This is a genomic window from Acrocarpospora sp. B8E8 (assembly GCF_039871605.1).
In the GTDB taxonomy this organism is placed as follows: Bacteria; Actinomycetota; Actinomycetes; order Streptosporangiales; family Streptosporangiaceae; genus Acrocarpospora; species Acrocarpospora macrocephala.
Genome location: NZ_JBDPLV010000032.1, coordinates 63,847 through 82,971 on the forward strand (window position 1 = coordinate 63,847; position 19,125 = coordinate 82,971).

The window sequence follows — 19,125 nt, forward strand, 5'->3', positions numbered from 1 at the left end:
TCCGGCGACTCGCGACAGAACAGTTGGCCTCACCCCGCCCCCAGGGGATTGATCGCGAACCTAAGTCGTCTGATCAGGCCCGTCAATGGTTTCTTTTAAGAAAGTTTCCTGATAGTTAGCTCCTTAAGTCAGGCTTAACCAAATGTTGAGCGTGCGATCAGGACACCCTACGATCCGAGCACGGCTCATCTACCGGGCGGGTAACCCTCACACGGACGGATAAGCCTGCAGATTTCCGCACATGCCGGGCTTGGCGGTGGGGGAGAGGCGGGTCACCGCGCCCTCCCGCAGGTGGCTGAGATCGCCGTTCCTGAGCCGGGTCATCTGCTCGCCCGTGGCCAGCGCGGCCTTCAGGGGCCCTTCGCGCCAGCGCTGCTCGAAAGTGTCCAGCCGGTTCCGGACAATCCGGGCCGCGTGCTCGAGGAACCCGGCGAAGGAGGAGCCGTCTTCACGCAACGCCAGAAATCCCTCGATGGCCAGGTCCCGACGTGTCCGGACGTCGCCCGCGACGCTCTGGCCGTACCGGGCGGCGTCGGCGAGCACGTGCGGTGGGAAAGTGAAGACGGCGTCGCCGGCCTCGGGGAGGCCGCTGTTCTGCATGAGCACGATGATGCGCAGGCCGCCGCCGTTGATCAGCCGGTGTACGGTGCCGGGCGTGAACCAGACGACCGAGCCCGGCTCCAGCGGGGTCTCCTGGAATCCGGACCAGGTCAGGGTCTGTACGCTCCCGACCCCCGCGATCACCACGTACGCCTCCGCGCACAAGGTGTGCAAATGCGGAGAACCCCCGCAGAGCCCGTCGACGGTCGGCCAGTCATAGACGGTCAGATCCGAGACACCTACCCCGAACACGGATGTTCCTTCACGTACGCCTCCAGCCGGGCCCGATCCCACGCCCCGGTGGCGACGACCACCTGGTAGCGCAGGGACAGCGTCTCACCCGGCGGCAGCACCAGCACCCGATCGAACGCGATCGACGGATTGACGGCGGCGAACGGCGTCGTCCGGACGAACCAGTCAGTGGGCTGGGAACTCAGGAACAGCAGCGTCGAGCAGCGATCCACCTCGTCATGACGCCCGACATAAGCCAGCCAATCGGACGGCCGTCCCATCATCTCCGGACCTTCCCCATGCGAGGCGATCACATCGCCGCCCTCGAACGACCGGGGACCTCTCCAGAAAAGACCGCAATATCCAGCCAGCGGCCGCCCGTTCGTGGTCGGGCTTCCGAAGACCAGCTCCGAGCCGCGCACATTGGTGATCGCCGTGCTGAACTCCAGCGCCCAGGATTCCTCGAGCACATCCCGGACCGCGATCACGCGCTCCTCATCCACCCAGTGCTCGCCCGCCTGCGTATGCCAGGTCAGCCGCTCGACCCCCGGCGCCAGGAACTCCTCATGCCGCATGGTCCCGTTGTTGGGCAGATCCACATACCCACCCTCGGACCGCACATAGCTCCCGCCACCCCAGAAATTCTCGCCGGATAAATCCGACACGGTAAGCTGCAACCCTTTATGCCAGCGATGATCATGCGGCCGATACACGCTGACCACATCCCCCGCCAACGTCCTTATAGGATGAAAAAACGGCTTCGGCGACTCGAAAACCGGCATATCCGGTTCGTAGACGTAGCGCAGGATCTCCACCCCACGCTCGGAGAAGATCAGCTCCACGTGCCTCCATCCAACCGGTGATAAAACGGATGATCCACCGCCAGATCACTACGAAACACCGGTTTCCCCATAAAAGCCGACGCATACAGCCCAGTGATCAACTCCAGCGCCTGCCGCCCCTCGGGTCCACTCATCGGCGGCGCCTCCCCCCGCTCGAACGCGTTCAGCAACTCCGCCAGCTGCGCCTCATGCGAGCTTGGCACATCCTCCGGCGGATTCCAGAGCGGCGACGCGGAGGTCCAGTCCGCATTGCGATAGCCGTACAAATGCCGCAGTTCCACCGTCGCGGCGCTGAAATCGAACCGCAGGTAACTCTCCTCCCGCGGCGACAGCACGCTGTTCACCACCGACGCCATCGCCCCAGAGGAGAATCGCACGATGGCCATGGAAACATCCTCGGTCTCCACCCGCCGATCGAGCGTCCCGGTCATCGCCCGCACCTCGGTCCACTCCCCGAGCACCGAAAGCAGCACATCCATCTGATGGATCCCGTGCCCCATCGTCGGCCCGCCGCCCTCGGTCGCCCACTTCCCCCGCCACGGCACGTCGAAATACGCATGATCCCGATACCAGGCGGTCACGCACAACGCGACCAGCGCCCGCCCCAGCTCCGGCGCGATCGCCCGTAAATGCCGCACCCCCGACCCGAACCGATGCTGCGAGACAACAGACGCGAACGCATCCAATTCAGCGGATGAAATCAGGTCATACTCCGCCAGCGACCGGCACACCGGCTTCTCGATCCACACCCACGCCCCCGCCCGCAGGCACTCCACCGCCTGCGCCGCGTGCAGATGCGGGGGCGTGCAGATATGCACCAGATTCGGCCGCTCCCTCTCCAGCATCGCCTCCAGCGAGGTGTACGCCACCGGGATGCGGTGCTCCGCGCAGAACGCCTTCACCCGCGCCTCGTCCACGTCCACCGCCGCCACGACCTCGGCCCGGTGCGCCTGCGCGCGCAACGCGGGCAGATGGCACGCGCTCGCGATGCCGCCCGTGCCGACGATCGCTACCCGAATCATCCCGATCACCCCGATAAGTGGAACCGGAAGGGCGCCCACGCTCCCAGGGGCGCCCTCCCGGGGTCAACGGTAACTAATGAGAAACCTGCTCATCAGCCTGCCACCCCACTGTCGTGCCTGGTCAGGACCGTAGTGGCAGTCCATTTAGCAACTTTCTCATTAGAATCTGACGACGATGGTCGTCAGAGAACGCGGCTGCAAGGTCACCGGGCGGTGGCCGTGCTTGCCGGGCAGGACGGTCGGAGCCAGCGAGTTTCCACCATCGGTCAGGTAGAGGGTGGCCTTGCCGGACTTCGTCTTGAGGGTGGTGCTCACGGCGGCCGTCCCGGTGTTCAGGATCTCGACCACCTCGGAGCCGTCCTTGTTGCGGAACGCCGCCACCCGCAGCGCCGGGTCGCTCGCCGTGATCCCGAGCCGCACCGCGTCCGGCCGGATGAACCTGCTGTACGCGGCCAGCGCCCACAGCCGCTTGGACACGGCGTAGGTCTGGTTGGGCACGTCCACCTGCAGCAGCGCCCGGGTCGCCCCGCGCGAGGCCCCGAACCAGTAGACGTAGGCGGAGGCGTTGCCCAGCGTCATCGCGTCATGGATGGCGGCGGCGATGGTGAACCCGTCCCAGCCGCTGCCGTCGTCCCACGCCTCGTTCCAGGTGTCGCCGTTCGGGTTCCACTCCGACATCCACACCGGCCGGTTCGTCGGCAGCGGCGCGTCCACCGGGCTGGCGTAGGTGTGGCCCGCGTGCACGTCCACGTAGCGCCGCGCCGCCGGGTCGGCCTCGATCGCCGCCGTGTACGCCTTGGACTCGTTCCACCCGAAGGAGTCACAACAGACCAGGTTGAGCCCGGCCTGGCGGGCGTACGGACCCATCACCCGGACCATCTCGGCCGCCTGGGCGGGGGTGAAGCGCATGGAGGCGTAGACGGCCGTCCAGTCGGGCTCGTTGGTGAACCCGATGTCGGTGATCTTGATGCCCTCCTGCTTGTAGAACTTCGCGTACTGCACCAGGTATTTGGCGTAGGCCGTGCGCCAGTCGCCGCTGGCGCAGGTCACCCCGGTCAGGCCGCACAGGCTGCCACCGTTGCTGTCGGAGCCGTTGTCCTTCATGTAGCCGGGCGCGCTCCAGGCGTCGGCGTAGAAGCGCTTCACGCCGTACCGCTTGGCTTCCTTGGCCAGCCAGACCTGGCCGCCGTCCTTGCCATCCCAGACATAGTTCGGTGTCGCGTCAGGACCGCCGGGGTCGACCGGCTGGATCGATTCCATCAGGTCATAGGGGCTGCCGGTCGGCGAGGAGCCGATGCCGAGCCGCAGGATGCTGACTCCCGCGCCCTTCTCCTTGCTCAGCCAGAGGTCGAGGATCTCGCGCTGCTGCTGCGGGGAGAGTTGCTCGATGAGCTCCATCCGGCGGAACGCCTGCGAGATTCCGAATCCATCGATCTTCTGATGAACCGTTCGGTAGTCGACCTCGATCTTGGATCCATGGGAAGCGCTTTCCGCACCGGCGGGCGTGAACCCCGCCAAGGGTAAGGCCAGGATCGGAACGAGTAGTGCCTTGTGACGTCGCGACATGCGGAGACCCGCTTTCCGAAAGTTTCACAAGATTACCGAGACTTTTCGTGTCACGTAACGTAGATGTTGCCGGTAAAGCCCGTCAACCCGTGACTCGACAGACGGTAGGCACCGCGCGCCAAGTTGCGTCCCCGTGCTTCAGGAAAGGTTCGCCGTGCCTCAGGGGGGTTCCCGGGCTTCAGGAAAGGTTCAGAGCGCCCAGCCGTACAGCCACGCCACGAAAATCATTCCGATTCCGGCGGGCAGGATGGTGATCGCGGGGGCGCGAAGCCGGAAGGCGGCCACGATCGACAGGGCGACTGAGGCGACGGCGAGCAGGCCGTACCAGACGATCGCGGGGGGCACGCCGATGCCGAGCGCGTTGGGGCCGCCCGCCATGCCGGTCAGGCTGAGGGCGGCGAGGCCGCCGAAGGCGAGGCCGGTGAGACCGGCCAGCGCGGTGTAGCCGCCGCCGCCGCGGCGGACGGTCAGCCCGCCGCCCAGGAGTTGCACGGCGGCGGTCAGGAGGAACAGGCCCAGGGGGGCGAGCACCCAGGGCGCGCTCAGCGCCGTGTACCCGAGCATGGTCAGATGCAGCTCGCCGGGCTTCAGGTTCTCGTGCGGACGCTGTCCCGCGTCGCAGGGCGTCTTGGCCCCCGGATCGTTCAGGAAGGCCGTCACGGTCTCCCGGCCGCAGCGGCTGGACAGGAACACGCCGTGGCCGACGCCGGCGAATTCGGCGAACCGCGCGTTCGGCAGGTTCTGGATCGCGGCCCTGGCGGTCTCCGGCGGGGTGGTCGGGTCGTACTGCCCGCCGAGCACCAGCACCGGCGCCTCGGTGGTGGCGTTCTCCGGCCGCGAGCCGGTCAGCCGCCACTGCGCGCACACCGCCGCGTCCGCGGCCACGGTGATCAGGCGCTTGTCCGCGAAGGTGTTGGAGGGCGCCTCGTCCTGACACTGGACCGCGTAGTACTCGCCCCACTCGTGGCTGGTGAGCGCGCCCCCGGCCTGGTCCACCAGCGGGCGCAGCAGCGTGTAGTCGCCGTCAGCGAGCCCGTCCACCAGGGCGGGCACGATCGGCACCACGTCGGTCTCCCGGAGCGCCTCGCCGATCAGCGTGGCCACGTCGTCACCGGTCAGCCGGACCGCGACCGGGGCCTGCGTGACCGGGTCCCGGATCTCCACCTCGGCCGGGATCCGGTTCAGCCGGGCGACCATCGTGTCGAACCGGTCGGTGACGCCGAGCTTGGCGATCGACCCGCGCAGCGACGGCACGGCCTGGTCATACCAGGGCGTGGACTCCGGCAGGTACGAGTCGAGCACCACGCTGCGGGTGCCCTCCGGATCCATGGCGGCGGCCAGCAGCATCGCCCGGGTCGAGTAGCTGATCCCGAGCAGGTTCCACTCGGGGTAGCCGAGCGCGCGCCGCAAGTCCACGATGTCGGCCGCGATCTCCTGCGTGCGGTAGCCCTTCAGGTCGGCCCTGAGCCGGGCCCGGCAGGTCGCCGCGGCCACCGTCACCTCGTCCGGGCGCGAAGCTTTCAGACCGGCCACGATTCCGGTGGCTATTTCCGGACACTCCAGCCGGGGCTCGGAGAAGCGCCCGCCGCGCTGTTCGATCACGATGACATCCCGGCCGGGGGCGAGCTCGGCCAGCGTGCCGATCAGCGGCAGGGCGGCGGAGCCGGGGCCGCCGCTGGCGAAGACCAGGGGCGGCTGGTCGCCGCCCGCGCGGCGCACGGCGAAGCCGACCTTGACGGTGGCGCTGCCGAAGACGTCCCTGCGCTCGGGCACGAGCATGAAGCCGCAGGTCGTGGCGGTCGGCACCGGGACCGGGCAGGGCCGGTCCTCAAGGCCGCCGTCGGCGTGGGCCGGGCCGGGTAGGCCAAGCGAACCGATGACCGCGAGGGTCACGGTCAAGAGCGTCGTCCACTGGCGCACCGGTTCCGCCTCTACTGCCCAGATCCGTACTGATCGGATGTCTCGCGTCGACGTACGAGATTTCCGACGATCACGGCAGAACCCTAGCGTTCCCGGCCGAGTAACAGCTCCACAACGACCGTTGATCCCGTGGTAAAGCCGATGTAACCTCAGCGCCATCGATGGAAACTATCGGATAAATATCGAAAGTTTCAAAGACCGATCCCGTGGTGGCGTGCGGCCCCCGACCCCCTCGCCGCCGCGATAAGACGGAAGGGAACCACCAATATGTCGTTGACTCGACGCGGAGTGGTCACACTGGCAGCGAGCGCGTTGCTCCTGGCGGGCTGCGGCTCATCGGGAAGCGAGGAACCCGCGGCCGGTGGCAGTGCTGCGGCCCAGGAGAAGGTCACCGTGGAGTGGTGGCACATCCAGAACATCGAGCCCATGGCACCGGTGTGGGACGCCATGGCCAAGGAGTACATGGCCGCGCATCCCAACGTCACCATCAAGGTCACGCCGTTGGAGAACGAGGCTTTCAAGGCGAAGATGACCACCGTCGCCCAGTCGGGCGAATCCCCTGACATCTACCAGACCTGGGGCGGCGGCGTGCTCCAGCAGCAGGCCGACGCGGGCATCGCCAAGGACATCACCGCGGACATCGCCTCCTGGGCCGACACCATCACGCCGGCCGCGGCCGCCGCGTACAAGCTGGGCGGCAAGACCTATGGCGTGCCGTACGACATCGGAATGGTGGGCTTCTGGTACAACAAGGCGCTGTTCGAGAAGGCGGGGATCACAGCGCCGCCGGCCACGTGGGGCGAGTTCATCGAGGACGTCAAGAAGCTGCAGGCGGCCGGGATAACGCCACTGTCACTCGCCGGTAAGGCGAAGTGGCCGGGCCACTACTACTGGTCCTACCTGGCGATGCGGATCGCCGGCCTGGACGCGCTCAAGCAGGCGGCGGCCACCAAGTCCTTCGACAACCCCGACTTCGTCGCGGCCGGGCAGAAGCTCAAGGAGCTCGCCGACCTCAAGCCGTTCCAGAACGGGTTCCTCGGCGCCAACTACGACACCCCCGACGGCCAGGCCGCGACCATGGGCAACGGCAAGGCCGCCATGGAGCTGATGGGCCAGTGGGCGCCCACCGTCCAGAAGGACACCTCCAAGGACCTCGGCGACGACCTCGGCTTCTTCCCGTTCCCGATGGTCGAGGGCGGCAAGGGCGCGGCCACCGACGCGTTCGGCGGCGGCGGCGGCTTCGCGGTCGGCGCGGACGCGCCCCCGGCGGCGGTGGACTTCCTGAAGTTCATCCTGTCCCCGGAGAACCACCGCAAGGAGATCGGCACCGGCGCGATCCTCCCGGTCATCAAGGGCACCGAGGACGCGGTGACCAACGCGAGGAGCAAGATGGTGGCCGAAACGCTGGCCGTGGCGACCGACTTCCAGCTCTACCTCGACCAGGCCTACCCGCCGGCGGTCGGCCAGCAGGTCAACGACAGCGTGGCCGAGCTCATCGCGGGCACGAAGAGCCCCGAAGAGGTCGTCAAGGCCATCACCGAGACGGCTCAGTCGGAGTAATGGCGTAGTGGCTACGACGAAAGGGCCGGAGGGCACGACCTCGCCTCCGGCCCCTCCCCGAGTGCGATCGCGTCGCGTGATCGCCTCGTCCCCACCTTCGCGACCGGCGGCGGGCGGCACGCCCGCCGCTAGTCGGCGTCGCGCCTGGGTGACGATCGTCCTGTTCATTCTCCCGGCCTTCGTGCTGTTCGTGCTGCTGGTGCTGGCACCGATCGCGCTGGCCATGTACTCCAGCTTCTTCAAGTGGAACGGCTTCGGCCGGTTCCCGACGAACTTCATCGGGCTCGACAACTTCATCCGGCTGCTGGAAGACGAGATCTTCCTCGGCGACCTGTGGCGCGGCCTGCTCCTGATCATCTTCTCGGTGCTCATCCAGCTGCCGCTGTCGCTGGGCATCGCGCTGCTGCTCAACCAGAGGATGCGCGGGCGCGCGGTCTACCGGCTGATCTTCTTCATGCCGTACGTGCTGTCCGAGGTCATCACGGCCGTGCTGTTCACGATGATCCTCTCGCCGGAGCGCGGCCTGGCCAACGATCTGCTGGCCTTCATCGGCCTGGAGGAGCTGGAGTCAACCTTCCTGTCCGAGCCGTCCACCGTCATGTACTCGCTGTTCATCGTGATGACCTGGAAGTACTTCGGGTTCCACATGATCTTGTACTTGGCTGGCCGGCAGTCCATCCCGGCCGAGCTGATCGAGGCGGCGCAGATCGACGGCGCCACTCCGTGGCGGGCGTTCTGGCACGTCACGCTGCCGCTGCTCGGCCCCACCATCCGGATCACCATCTTCCTGTCGGTGATCGGCACCATCCAGCTGTTCGACCTGGTCTACGTGCTCACCGGCGGCGGTCCCGTGCACGCCTCGGAAACGATGGGCGTGACCATGTACGAGTTCGGCTTCAAGCGGTTCCAGGTCGGCTACGCCAGCGCCATCAGCGTCGTGATGTTCCTGCTCAGCCTCGTGTTCGCGATCGGGTACCAGCGATTCGTCATGCGCCGCGACACCGAAGGGGCCATCACCAACATGCGAGCCAAACGATGACCACACACGCGCGGGACAAGCCCGCCATCCAGGTGGCCAAGCCGATCGCGCTGCACGCCGTCGTGATCGTGATCGGCATCTTCATCCTGCTCCCGATCCTGTACGGCGTGCTCGGCGGCTTCAAGAACAACCAGCAACTGTCCACGAACCCGATCGGCCTGCCCGATCCCTGGGTGCCGTCCAATTACACCAACGTGCTGGCCTCCGGTGATTTCTGGGTCCAGGTCTGGAACAGCTCGTTCATCGCCCTGGCCACCACCTTCATCACGGTCGGGGTCTCGGCGCTGGCGGCGTTCGTGTTCGCCAGGTTCGCCTTCCGCGGCCGGGAGTTCCTGTTCACCGTCTTCGCGGCCGGGCTGATGTTCCCGTTCGCGGTGGCGATCCTGCCGCTGTTCCTCCTGCTGCGCTCCTTCGGCCTGCTGAACAACCCGCTGGGGGTGATCCTGCCGCAGGCCGCCTTCGGCCTGTCGCTGACGATCATCATCCTGCGGCAGTTCTTCCGGTCGATCCCGGGCGAGATCGAGGAGGCGGCCACCCTGGACGGCTGCACCCCGTTCGGGTTCTTCTGGCGGATCCTGCTGCCGATGGCGCGCCCGGCGCTGGCCACCGTCTCGGTGCTGGCGATCGTGGGGAGCTGGAACAACTTCTTCCTGCCCCTGGTCGTCTTCAACGATCCCGGCCTGTGGACGCTGCCGGTCGGCGTGCAGCAGTTCCAGGGGCAGTTCAGCCGGGACACGGCCCGCATCCTGGCCTACGTGGTGCTGGCCATGGTGCCGGCGCTCGCCTTCTACGCGGTCGCCGAGCGCCATCTCGTCGGCGGTCTCACCACGGGCGCGACGAAGGGATAGGCGATGGCTGCGCCGTGCTTTCGCGGACCACCAGGTCGGTCGCCAGCTCCACCCGCCGGGCCTCGGCGGACTCGCCGCGGCCCATCGCCAGCACCATCCGGGTGGCCAGGTCGGCCATGTCCTGGAGGGGCTGGCGGACGGTGGTGAGCGGCGGCCAGGCCGACCTGGCCAGCGGCAGGTCGTCGAAGCCGACGACGCTGAGGTCCGCGGGCACCCGCAGCCCCCGCTGCCGGGCCGCCTCGAAGACCCCGAACGCCTGCATGTCGCTTCCGGCGAAGATGGCGGTCGGCGGGTCGGGCAGGGACAGCAGCGCGTGACCCTGATCGTGGCCGGAGTCCACCAGGAAGTCGCCGTGCCGGATCAGCTCCGGCTCGACCGGCACGCCGGCGGTCTCCAGGGCCGCCCGGTAGCCGTCGATCCTGGCCCGGCTGCACAGCATGTCGCCGGGCCCGCCGATCATCCCGATCCGGCGGTGCCCGAGCTCCAGCAGGTGGCGGGTGGCCGACAGGCCGCCGTGCCAGTTGGTGGCCCCCACCGAGGCGACGCCGTTGGCGGGCTCGCCCTCGGGGTCGACCACCACGAACGGCATCGAGCGGGCGCTCAGCTGGCCCTGCAGGCCGGTCGAGAGCCGCGAGGCGACGATGACGACGCCGTCGGTCCGGCGGGCGGCGATGCGCTCCAGCCAGTCCCGGCCAGGCCCGGCGTGGGTGTGCAGCACCGAGATGACCACGCTGGCCTCGGCCTCGCGGGCCGCGGTCTCGGCGCCGCGCACGATCTCCATCGCCCACGGGCTCTCGATCTCGGCGAACACCAGGTCGATCAGCCCGACCGGGCCGTCGCCGGGGCTGACCCGGCGCTGGTATCCGTGTTTGTGCAGCAGGCGTTCCACCCGCTGCCGCGTCTCTGGGGCGACTTCGGGGCGGCCGTTGATGACCTTGGAAACCGTGGGGACGGAAACGCCGGCCTCTTCGGCGATAACGGCGATAGTCACCCGCCTTTTCGATGGCATGGAACGGATCATAGCCGAAAACTTTCGGTCCCGCTTCCCCAGGTCGGATAGGCATATGGAAGCGCTCCCACGAGATGTTGACGTGTTACCTGCCTGGTATCTATTCTGCGATTTGCGAAATATTCGGTTGATATCCGAAACTTTCAGAGAGCTCAGGAGCGTCGATGCCCGACTTGCGCGTGACCGGATCCCACCTCACCGACTCAACTGGACGGCCGGTACGACTTCGCGGCGTCGGCCTCGGTGGCTGGCTGAACATGGAGAACTTCATCACCGGCTACCCGGCTAACGAGACCGCGATGCGGCTGGCCGTCCGGGACGTGCTGGGCGAGGAGCGCTATGAGATGTTCTTCGACCGGCTGCTGACCTCGTTCTTCGACGCGGCCGACGCGGACCTGCTCCGCGACATGGGCACCAACTGCGTGCGCATCCCGGTGAACTACCACCACTTCGAGTCCGACGACCAGCCGTTCGAGATCATCGAGCAGGGCTTCCGGCATCTGGACCGGGTCGTCGGCCTGCTCGGCGAGCGTGAAATTTACAGCGTGATCGACCTGCACGCGCTGCCCGGATCGCAGAACCAGCACTGGCACAGCGACAACCCCACGCACGTGGCCTCCTTCTGGCAGCACCGGAACTTCCAGGACCGGGCCGTGCACCTGTGGGAGGCCATCGCCGACCGGTACAAGGACAATCCGTGGGTGGCCGGCTACAACCCGATCAACGAGCCCGGCGACGTGCGCGGCCAGGTGATCGGACCGCTCTACGACCGGCTGGTCAAGGCGATCCGCGCGATCGACCCCGGGCACGTGCTGTTCCTGGACGGCAACACCTACTCCACCGACTTCTCGATCTTCCGTGAGGTGTACGAGAACACGGTCTTCGTCTGCCACGACTACGCGCTGGCCGGGTTCGCGCACGGCGGACCCTACCCGGGTTACACGCGCGGCGAGTGGGTGGACCGCGACCAGCTCGAACAGGCCTTCGAGAAGCGCACCGCGTTCCAGCGGGAGACCGGGACGCCGATCTGGGTGGGCGAGTTCGGGCCCGTCTACACCGGGAACGCGGAGACCGACGCCCAGCGGTACCAGATCCTCAGGGACCAGCTGGAGATCTACAACGCGCATGCGGCCGGGTGGTCGATCTGGACGTACAAGGACGTCGGGCTGCAGGGGCTGGCCGGGGCGGCGGGGCCGTACATGGAGAGGTTCGGGGACTTCATCGCCAAGAAGCAGCGGCTCGGGGCGGACCGCTGGGGGTCGACCATGGAGGAGTCGGCCAGCGATCTCGCGCCGCTGCACCGGCTGATGGACACCGAGTTCCCGTCCTGGAACCCCTACCCGTGGGGCGCGCGCTACCAGATCGACGACCTGGTCCGGCACATCCTCATCGCCCAGGCGCTCGTGCCCGAATACGCCGAGTTGCTGCGCGGCTGCTCCGACGAGGAGCTGGTCGCCCTCGCCGACTCCTTCGCGCTGGCCAACTGCGTCCGCCGCCAGCCGCTCATCGACCTGCTCACCGACGACATCACGCGAAACCCGTAACACTCCCACCTGACCAGGAGCCCCCTCATGCGCACGGCCCGATACTGGGTGATCCCTGCCTTCCTAGGACTGTTAGCCGGGCTGCTCGCGCCCCCGGCGCTGGCCGATCCCGTCACCATCGCCGGCTACGACTACGAGACCAGTGCCGGGGGGTGGGCACCACGGGGTGCGGGGGTCTCCGTCGCCACCACCGCGGACGCGGCGCACTCCGGATCGCAGTCCCTGTCGGTCACCGGCCGGTCTGCGACCTGGCACGGCACGTCCATCACGCCGCCGTTCGAGAAGGGCATCACCTACAACGTCACCGCGTGGGCGCGGGCGCTGCCGGGCCAGCCGTCCTCGACGGTCGCGCTCACCATGGAGCGCACGCCGTCCGGCGGCAGCACCACCTACGAGCGCATCGGGGCGGCCACCGTCACCGACGCGGCCTGGGTCGAGATCTCGGGGGCGTACTCGTTCTCGGTGGACTCGACGCTGAACCTGTATTTCGAGAGTTCGGGCGACACCGTCGCGTTCTACCTGGACGACGTGGTCATCAGCGCCGACTCCGATCCCACCCAGTCCGGCCTGTCCACCGACTTCGAGACCGGCGCCGCGCAGGGCTGGGCGCCGCGCGGGTCGTCCACCCTGGCGGCGTCCACCTCGGCCGCCCACGCCGGCTCGTACGGCCTGGCCGTCACCAACCGCTCCGCCTCCTGGGACGGCCCGGCCCGCAACATCCTCGGCAAGATGGCCAAGGGCTCCAAATACGCCCTTGAGGTGTGGGTGCGCTCGGCCACCGCGCAGAACCTCGGTCTTTCCATCGAGCGGCGGCTGAGCGGCACGCCCAGCTACGAGCGCGTCGTGGCGCCCACCGCGCTCGCGGCCGGGGTGTGGACCAAGCTGGCGGGGACGTACACGCTGGCTTACGATCACGACTTCCTCAGCGTGTACGTCGAGTCCGACACCGGCACGCTGCCGTTCGACATCGACGACTTCTCGCTCACCTACATCGCGCCCAAGCCGATCCAGACCGACATCCCCTCCCTGAAGGACACCGTGCCGTTCACCCTCGGCGCGGCCTTCTACCGGGGCGCGACCCTGGGCGAGCACGCCAAGCTCATCAACAAGCACTACGAGAGCGTCACTCCGGGCAACGCGCTCAAGTGGGACGCCACCGAGCCGACCGAGGGCGTGTTCACCTTCGCCGAAGGCGACGCGCTGGTGGACTTCGCCACCGACAACGACCTGCAGTTCCGCGGGCACACGCTGGTGTGGCACAGCCAGACGCCCGACTGGGTGTTCGCCGGGGCCACCAAGGAGATCCTGCTCCAGCGGATCGAGAACCACATCCGCGCCGTGATGGGCCGCTACAAGGGCCGGATCGGCACCTGGGACGTGGTCAACGAGGTCATCGACGAGAACCAGCCCGACGGGCTGCGCCGCTCGCCGTGGTTCACCATCGCCGGGCTCGACTACATCAGGACCGCCTTCCGGGTGGCCCGCGAGGTGGACCCGGACGCGACGCTCGTCTTCAACGACTACAACACCGAGTTCCCGCGCAAGCGCGAGGCCATGTTCAAGGTGGTCAAGCAGCTGCGGCAGGAGGGCGTGCCGATCGACGCGGTCGGGCACCAGCTGCACGTCAACATCGAGCAGGCGCCGGCCTCGTGGATCGAGTCGAGCATCGAGCGATTCGCCCAGCTGGGCGTCGAGCAGCAGGTCACCGAGCTGGATGTGAGCGTGTACACCGACTTCGTCAGCAGCTACGCGAGCGTTCCGGCGGCGGTGCTGGCGGAGCAGGGGCACCGGTACAAGGAGATCTTCGATGTGTTCCGGCGGCAGGCGTCGAAGCTGACCTCGGTGACGATCTGGGGTGTGGCCGATGACGCGACCTGGCTGTCGTCGTTCCCGATCACGCGGCTCAACCCGCCGCTGCCGTTCGACGACGAGCTGCAGGCCAAGCCCGCGTTCTGGGGGATCGCCGATCCTGCGCAGCTGCCGCCGCTGAGCCGGCAGTTGAACGCGCCGGCCGGGAGCGTGGAGGTGGACGGGAAGCGGGATGTCGCGTGGGATTACCTGCCCGACGCACCGATCGCCCGGGTTGGGAACCTGTCGGCCGGGTTCCAGGTGCGGAGCACCTCCGGTGGGCTTTACGTGCTCGGTGAGGTGGTCGACGCGACCAACAACAAGACCGACACGGTGACGTTCACGGTGGAGGGCACGGCGTACAGGATCCAGCGGGGTGGCACGCACGCGCAGGGGTTCAAGGCGCACGCCAAGAAGACCGACGACGGTTACCGGGTGGAGGCCAAACTTCCCTCTGGTACGGCGACCGATGTCAAGGTGGTCGTCGACGACGCCTCCGGTCCGGAAATTTCGTGGAATGGCACCATAAGTCTGCTGCCTGCGATCAAGACGACCTCCGCACCCAAGGGCACGCCGGTGGTCGACGGGACCGTGGACTCGGTGTGGAGCAAGGCCAAGGAGGTCACCACCGGGACCTGGGTGCAGGGCACCTCCGGGGCGACCGCCAAGGTCAAGGCGCTGTGGAACAACGGCACGCTGTACGTGCTGGCGCGGGTCACCGATCCGGTGCTCAGCGAGGAGTCGCCCAACGCGTACGAGGAGGACTCGGTCGAGATCTTCGTGGACCCGGAGAATAACAAGACCAAGGGCTACGACGATGACGACGGGCAGTACCGGATCAGCTTCACGGGCCACCAGAGCATCGGCGGCACCTTCGACGCCTTCGGCATCCGCGACAACCTGACCAGCGCGGCCTCACTCACCCCGACCGGCTACATCGTCGAGGCGGCCATCAAGCTCCCGACGGTCACCCTGGCCAAGGACGCCCTCCTCGGCTTCGACCTCCAGGTCAACGACGCCACCGGCCCGGCCAGGACCGCCGCCGTGACCTGGAACGACCCGACGGGCCAGAGCTACCTCAACACCTCCCGCTGGGGCGTCCTACAACTAGCAAAGTAAACATGTTCAAATAGGAGCAGTTGCCGGGCCCCACCCTTCCGCAGCGTGCGGGGCCCGGCAGCTGTGTTCGGGGAGACTCTATGTTCACGAACCCTGTTATTCCGGGATTCCACCCGGACCCTTCGGTGTGCCGGGTCGGCGCGGACTACTACCTCGTCACCTCATCCTTCGAGTGGTTTCCCGGGGTGCCGATCTTCCACAGCCGGGATCTGGTGCACTGGCGCCAGCTCGGGCACGTGCTCGACCGCCCGTCGCAGCTGGCTCTGGACGGGGTACGCCCTTCGGGCGGCATCTACGCCCCGACCATCCGCCACCACGACGGCGTCTTCTACATGATCACCACGCTGATGGACGAACCGGGCAATTTCCTGGTCACCGCCACCGACCCGGCCGGGCCGTGGAGCGACCCGATCTGGTTCCCCGAGACGCGCGGCTTCGACCCGTCGCTGCTCTTCGACGACGACGGGCGCACATGGATGTGCGGAGCCCGCGAGAAGACCGCCAAACAATACGACGGCGACACCGAGATCTGGCTCCGCGAGCTCGACCTGACCGCCATGAAGCTCGTCGGCGAGGAACACGTCATCTGGGAGCCCGTACAACGCGGCGGCATCTGGGCCGAAGGCCCGCACATCTACCTGGTCAACGGCCGCTACTACCTGCTGACCTCCGAAGGCGGCACCGCCGAAGACCACGCCATCATGGTCGCCCGCGCCGACCAGATCACCGGCCCCTACGAGCCCAACCCCCGCAACCCCATCCTCACCCACCGCCACCTCGGCCTGCGCCACCCGATCACCAGCACCGGCCACCCCGACCTGGTGCAGACCCAGGACGGCGACTGGTGGTCCGTCCTCCTGGCCACCCGCCCCTACGGCGGCCCCGCATCCGGGCCGCTCACCATGGCCGCCGTACGCGCCGACAGCGGCTACAACCTGGGCCGCGAAACCTTCCTCACCAGCGTCCACTGGGAAGACGACTGGCCGGTCTACGACCTCGTCCAGCCCGAAATGCCCGCCCCCGCCCTCCCCACCCACCGCTGGCCCGCGGAACCCGCCTGCGACCACTTCGACGGGCCGCGGCTGTCTCCGGCATGGAACCATCTGCGCACCCCACGAGAGCCGTACTGGAGCCTCGCGGACAGCCGTCTCACGCTGAGCCTGCGCCCCCAGACGCTGACGGAATGGGGCAATCCCAGCCTGATCGCCCGGCGCCAGCAGCACATGGACTTCGCCGCCCACACTGTCCTGGAATTCCAGCCACAGGGCGGGGAGAGCGCCGGTCTCGCGCTGATCCAGAACGACGAATACCAGATCAGGTTCGCGCGCTCCGCACACGGCCTAACGCTGATCCGGCGCGCGTCCGGGGTCGACACCGTCGTCGCCGCCACCGAGTCACACGCGGGCAGGACCTGGCTCGGCGTCGAGGCCCACGGCCAGGACTACCGTTTCAGGTACGCCGAGGCGCCCGGCGAATGGCGGGACCTGGGCGACCCGGTGGACGGCCGCATCCTCAGCTCCACCACCTCCGGCGGCTTCATCGGCGCGATGATCGCCCTGTACGCCACCTCCAACGGCACCCCCACCACCAACACCGCCTCCTTCGACTGGTTCGAATACCAACCCATCTGAGCGGTCGGATGCGGCGGCCCCCCGTTGGCGCCGGTGCGGCGAGAAGTGGCGCTGGCGTAAACGGCGCCGGATAACGGCGAGGAAGCTGGAGCCTTATACGTGCTTGGTTGCGGCGATAGGGGGGTCAATCCAATAGGTGGGTTCGGAACCAGGCGATCATTCGTTCGCTGCGGTCGATTCGGCGGTCCAGTCGGGCGGTGTGGGTGAGGGAGTGGTCGGAGTCGGGGTAGAGGACGTACTCGACTTTGCGGCCGAGGCGGCGGAGGGCGACGAACATCTGCTCGGCGTCGGAGGGTGGGCAGCGGTGGTCCTGTTCGCCTTGGAGGAGCAGGAGTGGGGTGGTGATGTTCGCGACGTGGCGGAGTGGCGAGATCTTCCAGAGGTGGTCGATGCCTTCCGGGGTCCAGACGTCGCCGAGGGCTGAGTCCACGTCGTAGATCGCGCCTAGGTCGCAGGCGGCGAAGCTGGAGATCTGGTTGGTGACGCCGTTTTGGCTGACCGCTGCGCGGAAACGGTCGGACGTGCCGATTAGCCAGTTGGTGAGGAAGCCGCCGTAGGAGTTGCCGTAGCAGCCGATTCGGGTGGGGTCGGCTAGGCCGAGGGCGATGAGGGTGTCCAGGACGGTGTGGCAGTCTTCGGCGTCGGGGTCGCCCCAGTTGGGGCCTAGGGCGGTGCCGAAGGCGTACCCGCGGTGGAAGGAGCCGCGGATGTTGGGGCGGACGACCAGGAATCCGGCGGCGGCGAGGAGCAGGGCGTCGGTGTCGGGTTCGACCGGCCAGGCCCAGGCGGGGCCGCCGTGGAGTTGCAGGATCACGGGGAGCGGTTTGTCCGAGGGGGGTCCGACCAGGAAGACCTGGATGCCTTCGATTTCGAGTTCCCGTTGGATGGGGCGTTCGAAGCTGGACAGCCAGGCCGCGCCCGAGCGGAACAGGAGTTCTGGGTCGCCTTCCGGGGTGAGCCGGTAGAGATCGGGGCGGGCCGCGCCGCCGAAGGTCGCGATCGCGCACACCACGCCGCCGGCGGCGGCCAGCGCGTGCACGACCGGGTCGAGCCGCGCGGGGGTCAGGTCGACGATCCCGGTGTCCGTCACCCGCTGGGCGATCTCCCGGCCGTTGTCGCAGGTGACCGTGAGGCGTTCGTCCGTGGTCGGAGCCTGGCCGGAGAACCGGTCGAGGTGGCCGGTCAGGGAGATGGGGGATTCATCCGGAACGGTGTGCCACAGTTGCTCGTTTTCGAAGTCGGTCGGGCGGCGTGACGGGGCCGCGACGCAGACGACGGTTCCGTCCGGGTCGTAGGAGAAGCGCGTCACCGGACCCGCGACCCAACTGGCCAGAGTGATCGGCCCTCCGGCCAGCGGAACTTCGTAGACCTGCGGATTCGGGTCGAGATCCGCGTCGGGCCGGGGATCGGCGATGAAGCCCACCTTCGTCCCGCAGGGCGCGACCCGTGGACTCGACGCCCACCAGTCACCCGAGGTCAGCCGGACCGTCTTCCCGTCAGGTTCGACCAGGTGCAGATGGGTGGGATACAGCCGTAACCCGTGACCATCCTCACGCCAATCCAGCCGACGAATCACGCGCGCGGTCGATTTCCCCGACATGACCGGAGAGTCCTCGTCGGGAACGACGACGACGAAGGCCGCTCCGAACCAGGCGTAGTCGGTGACCCCCTTCGGAAAGGAGGTGACCCTGGTCGCCGGACCGCCGGACGAGGGCCGGGTGTGAAGCTGGTCCTTGAACAGATACGCCAGGGTGCGTCCATCAGGAGAGAAACGCGGAGTCGACGCCTCCAGCGCGATCACGGTCGCGGCGGCACCGGAAGCGATCGGTGCCTTCGAGGGGATGCCCGGCGGCCTCTCGTCCGAAGCGATGGATGTCGCGGCGACGACTAGCCGCCCTCCGCCGGAAGCGATCGGTGCCTTCGCGGCGGTGCTCGGCGGCCTCTCGTCTGAAGCGATGGATGTCTTCGCAGCGACGGCTGGCCGCCTTTCGCCGGAAGCGATCGGTGCTTTCGCGGCGACGACCGGAGGCCCGCCATTCGAATTGATCGATTTCTCGGTGGCGACCGGCAACCCCTGAGCCGTCTCCGAGGCGGCGAGCTGGGATCCCGCGCTCGGGATCGGGACGGTCAGCAGGCGATGGTGCTCCTTGCCGCGAACCACGCGGCGTTCGATGACGGCGGCGAGCGCTCCGTTTGGAGCAACATCCAGCTCTGTCAGCAACCGGTCGGCTGCCAGGTCCTGCGGGCGCATCCGCGTACCCCCTTGCTCAGGGATGGAGCGTAGTGAATGACTATTGCCAAGGTAAAGAGTGCTGTGTTTGAGTGGCGAATCAGGAAAGGGGGGTC

At 67.8% G+C, this 19,125-nt stretch carries 13 protein-coding genes; 6 read left to right on the forward strand and 7 right to left on the reverse strand.

All coding sequences use genetic code 11. The annotated features are described in order from the left end of the window. Window positions 1-207: 207 nt before the first annotated feature. From ABGB08_RS28360 to ABGB08_RS28380, 5 genes are all read right to left on the reverse strand, one after another. Window positions 208-852, reverse strand: a complete 645-nt coding sequence (locus ABGB08_RS28360; protein WP_347595792.1) for a cupin — start codon at window positions 850-852, stop codon at window positions 208-210. Next, window positions 840-1,673 (reverse strand): PmoA family protein, encoded by an 834-nt coding sequence (locus ABGB08_RS28365; protein ID WP_347595795.1) that lies wholly within the window; start codon window positions 1,671-1,673, stop codon window positions 840-842. Before ABGB08_RS28365 ends, ABGB08_RS28360 begins: the two co-directional genes overlap by 13 nt. Next, the gene (locus ABGB08_RS28370; protein ID WP_347595798.1) at window positions 1,664-2,695 is read right to left on the reverse strand and encodes a Gfo/Idh/MocA family oxidoreductase; all 1,032 of its coding nucleotides are present in this window, start codon (window positions 2,693-2,695) and stop codon (window positions 1,664-1,666) included. The genes ABGB08_RS28365 and ABGB08_RS28370 overlap by 10 nt, the downstream gene beginning before the upstream one ends. A gap of 159 nt (window positions 2,696-2,854) precedes the next feature. Further along, window positions 2,855-4,261 (reverse strand): glycoside hydrolase, encoded by a 1,407-nt coding sequence (locus tag ABGB08_RS28375; protein WP_347595801.1) that lies wholly within the window; start codon window positions 4,259-4,261, stop codon window positions 2,855-2,857. Window positions 4,262-4,450: 189 nt separating this feature from the next. Further along, window positions 4,451-6,154: an alpha/beta fold hydrolase gene (locus ABGB08_RS28380; RefSeq protein WP_347595804.1), complete on the reverse strand. Its 1,704-nt coding sequence runs from the start codon at window positions 6,152-6,154 to the stop codon at window positions 4,451-4,453. Between the two features lie 294 nt (window positions 6,155-6,448). Here ABGB08_RS28380 and ABGB08_RS28385 point away from each other — a divergent pair, with 294 nt between their 5' ends. The 3 genes from ABGB08_RS28385 (at window position 6,449) to ABGB08_RS28395 (ending at window position 9,628) form a co-directional block, all read left to right on the forward strand. After that, window positions 6,449-7,741 (forward strand): extracellular solute-binding protein, encoded by a 1,293-nt coding sequence (locus ABGB08_RS28385; RefSeq protein WP_347595807.1) that lies wholly within the window; start codon window positions 6,449-6,451, stop codon window positions 7,739-7,741. 76 nt (window positions 7,742-7,817) lie between these two features. Then, window positions 7,818-8,780: a sugar ABC transporter permease gene (locus ABGB08_RS28390; protein WP_347595810.1), complete on the forward strand. Its 963-nt coding sequence runs from the start codon at window positions 7,818-7,820 to the stop codon at window positions 8,778-8,780. Then, window positions 8,777-9,628, forward strand: coding sequence for a carbohydrate ABC transporter permease (locus ABGB08_RS28395; RefSeq protein ID WP_347595813.1), 852 nt, complete (start codon window positions 8,777-8,779; stop codon window positions 9,626-9,628). The genes ABGB08_RS28390 and ABGB08_RS28395 overlap by 4 nt, the downstream gene beginning before the upstream one ends. Here the strand turns inward: ABGB08_RS28395 and ABGB08_RS28400 are convergent. After that, window positions 9,603-10,637 (reverse strand): LacI family DNA-binding transcriptional regulator, encoded by a 1,035-nt coding sequence (locus ABGB08_RS28400; RefSeq protein ID WP_155344099.1) that lies wholly within the window; start codon window positions 10,635-10,637, stop codon window positions 9,603-9,605. The two genes, ABGB08_RS28395 and ABGB08_RS28400, sit on opposite strands and share 26 nt — an antisense overlap. Before the next feature lie 164 nt (window positions 10,638-10,801). Between ABGB08_RS28400 and ABGB08_RS28405 the strand changes: the two genes are divergently transcribed. The 3 genes from ABGB08_RS28405 (at window position 10,802) to ABGB08_RS28415 (ending at window position 16,779) form a co-directional block, all read left to right on the forward strand. Beyond that, window positions 10,802-12,181 (forward strand): cellulase family glycosylhydrolase, encoded by a 1,380-nt coding sequence (locus ABGB08_RS28405; RefSeq protein WP_347595817.1) that lies wholly within the window; start codon window positions 10,802-10,804, stop codon window positions 12,179-12,181. 27 nt (window positions 12,182-12,208) lie between these two features. Continuing rightward, complete coding sequence (locus ABGB08_RS28410; protein WP_347595820.1) at window positions 12,209-15,148, forward strand: endo-1,4-beta-xylanase; 2,940 nt, start codon at window positions 12,209-12,211, stop codon at window positions 15,146-15,148. Window positions 15,149-15,228: 80 nt separating this feature from the next. Next, window positions 15,229-16,779: a glycoside hydrolase family 43 protein gene (locus ABGB08_RS28415; RefSeq protein WP_347595823.1), complete on the forward strand. Its 1,551-nt coding sequence runs from the start codon at window positions 15,229-15,231 to the stop codon at window positions 16,777-16,779. 124 nt (window positions 16,780-16,903) lie between these two features. On the opposite strand, the gene ABGB08_RS28420 is transcribed toward ABGB08_RS28415, so the two are convergent. Continuing rightward, complete coding sequence (locus tag ABGB08_RS28420; protein ID WP_347595826.1) at window positions 16,904-19,030, reverse strand: prolyl oligopeptidase family serine peptidase; 2,127 nt, start codon at window positions 19,028-19,030, stop codon at window positions 16,904-16,906. Window positions 19,031-19,125 lie beyond the last annotated feature (95 nt).

Excerpts from the sequence above, each read along its gene's own strand:
- ABGB08_RS28370 (WP_347595798.1), bottom strand. The coding sequence starts at position 2,695 with ATGATTCGGGTAGCGATCGTCGGCACGGGCGGCATCGCGAGCGCGTGC.
- ABGB08_RS28375 (WP_347595801.1), bottom strand. The coding sequence starts at position 4,261 with ATGTCGCGACGTCACAAGGCACTACTCGTTCCGATCCTGGCCTTACCC.
- ABGB08_RS28385 (WP_347595807.1), top strand. The coding sequence starts at position 6,449 with ATGTCGTTGACTCGACGCGGAGTGGTCACACTGGCAGCGAGCGCGTTG.
- ABGB08_RS28395 (WP_347595813.1), top strand. The coding sequence starts at position 8,777 with ATGACCACACACGCGCGGGACAAGCCCGCCATCCAGGTGGCCAAGCCG.
- ABGB08_RS28400 (WP_155344099.1), bottom strand. The coding sequence starts at position 10,637 with ATGCCATCGAAAAGGCGGGTGACTATCGCCGTTATCGCCGAAGAGGCC.
- ABGB08_RS28405 (WP_347595817.1), top strand. The coding sequence starts at position 10,802 with ATGCCCGACTTGCGCGTGACCGGATCCCACCTCACCGACTCAACTGGA.
- ABGB08_RS28410 (WP_347595820.1), top strand. The coding sequence starts at position 12,209 with ATGCGCACGGCCCGATACTGGGTGATCCCTGCCTTCCTAGGACTGTTA.
- ABGB08_RS28415 (WP_347595823.1), top strand. The coding sequence starts at position 15,229 with ATGTTCACGAACCCTGTTATTCCGGGATTCCACCCGGACCCTTCGGTG.
- ABGB08_RS28420 (WP_347595826.1), bottom strand. The coding sequence starts at position 19,030 with ATGCGCCCGCAGGACCTGGCAGCCGACCGGTTGCTGACAGAGCTGGAT.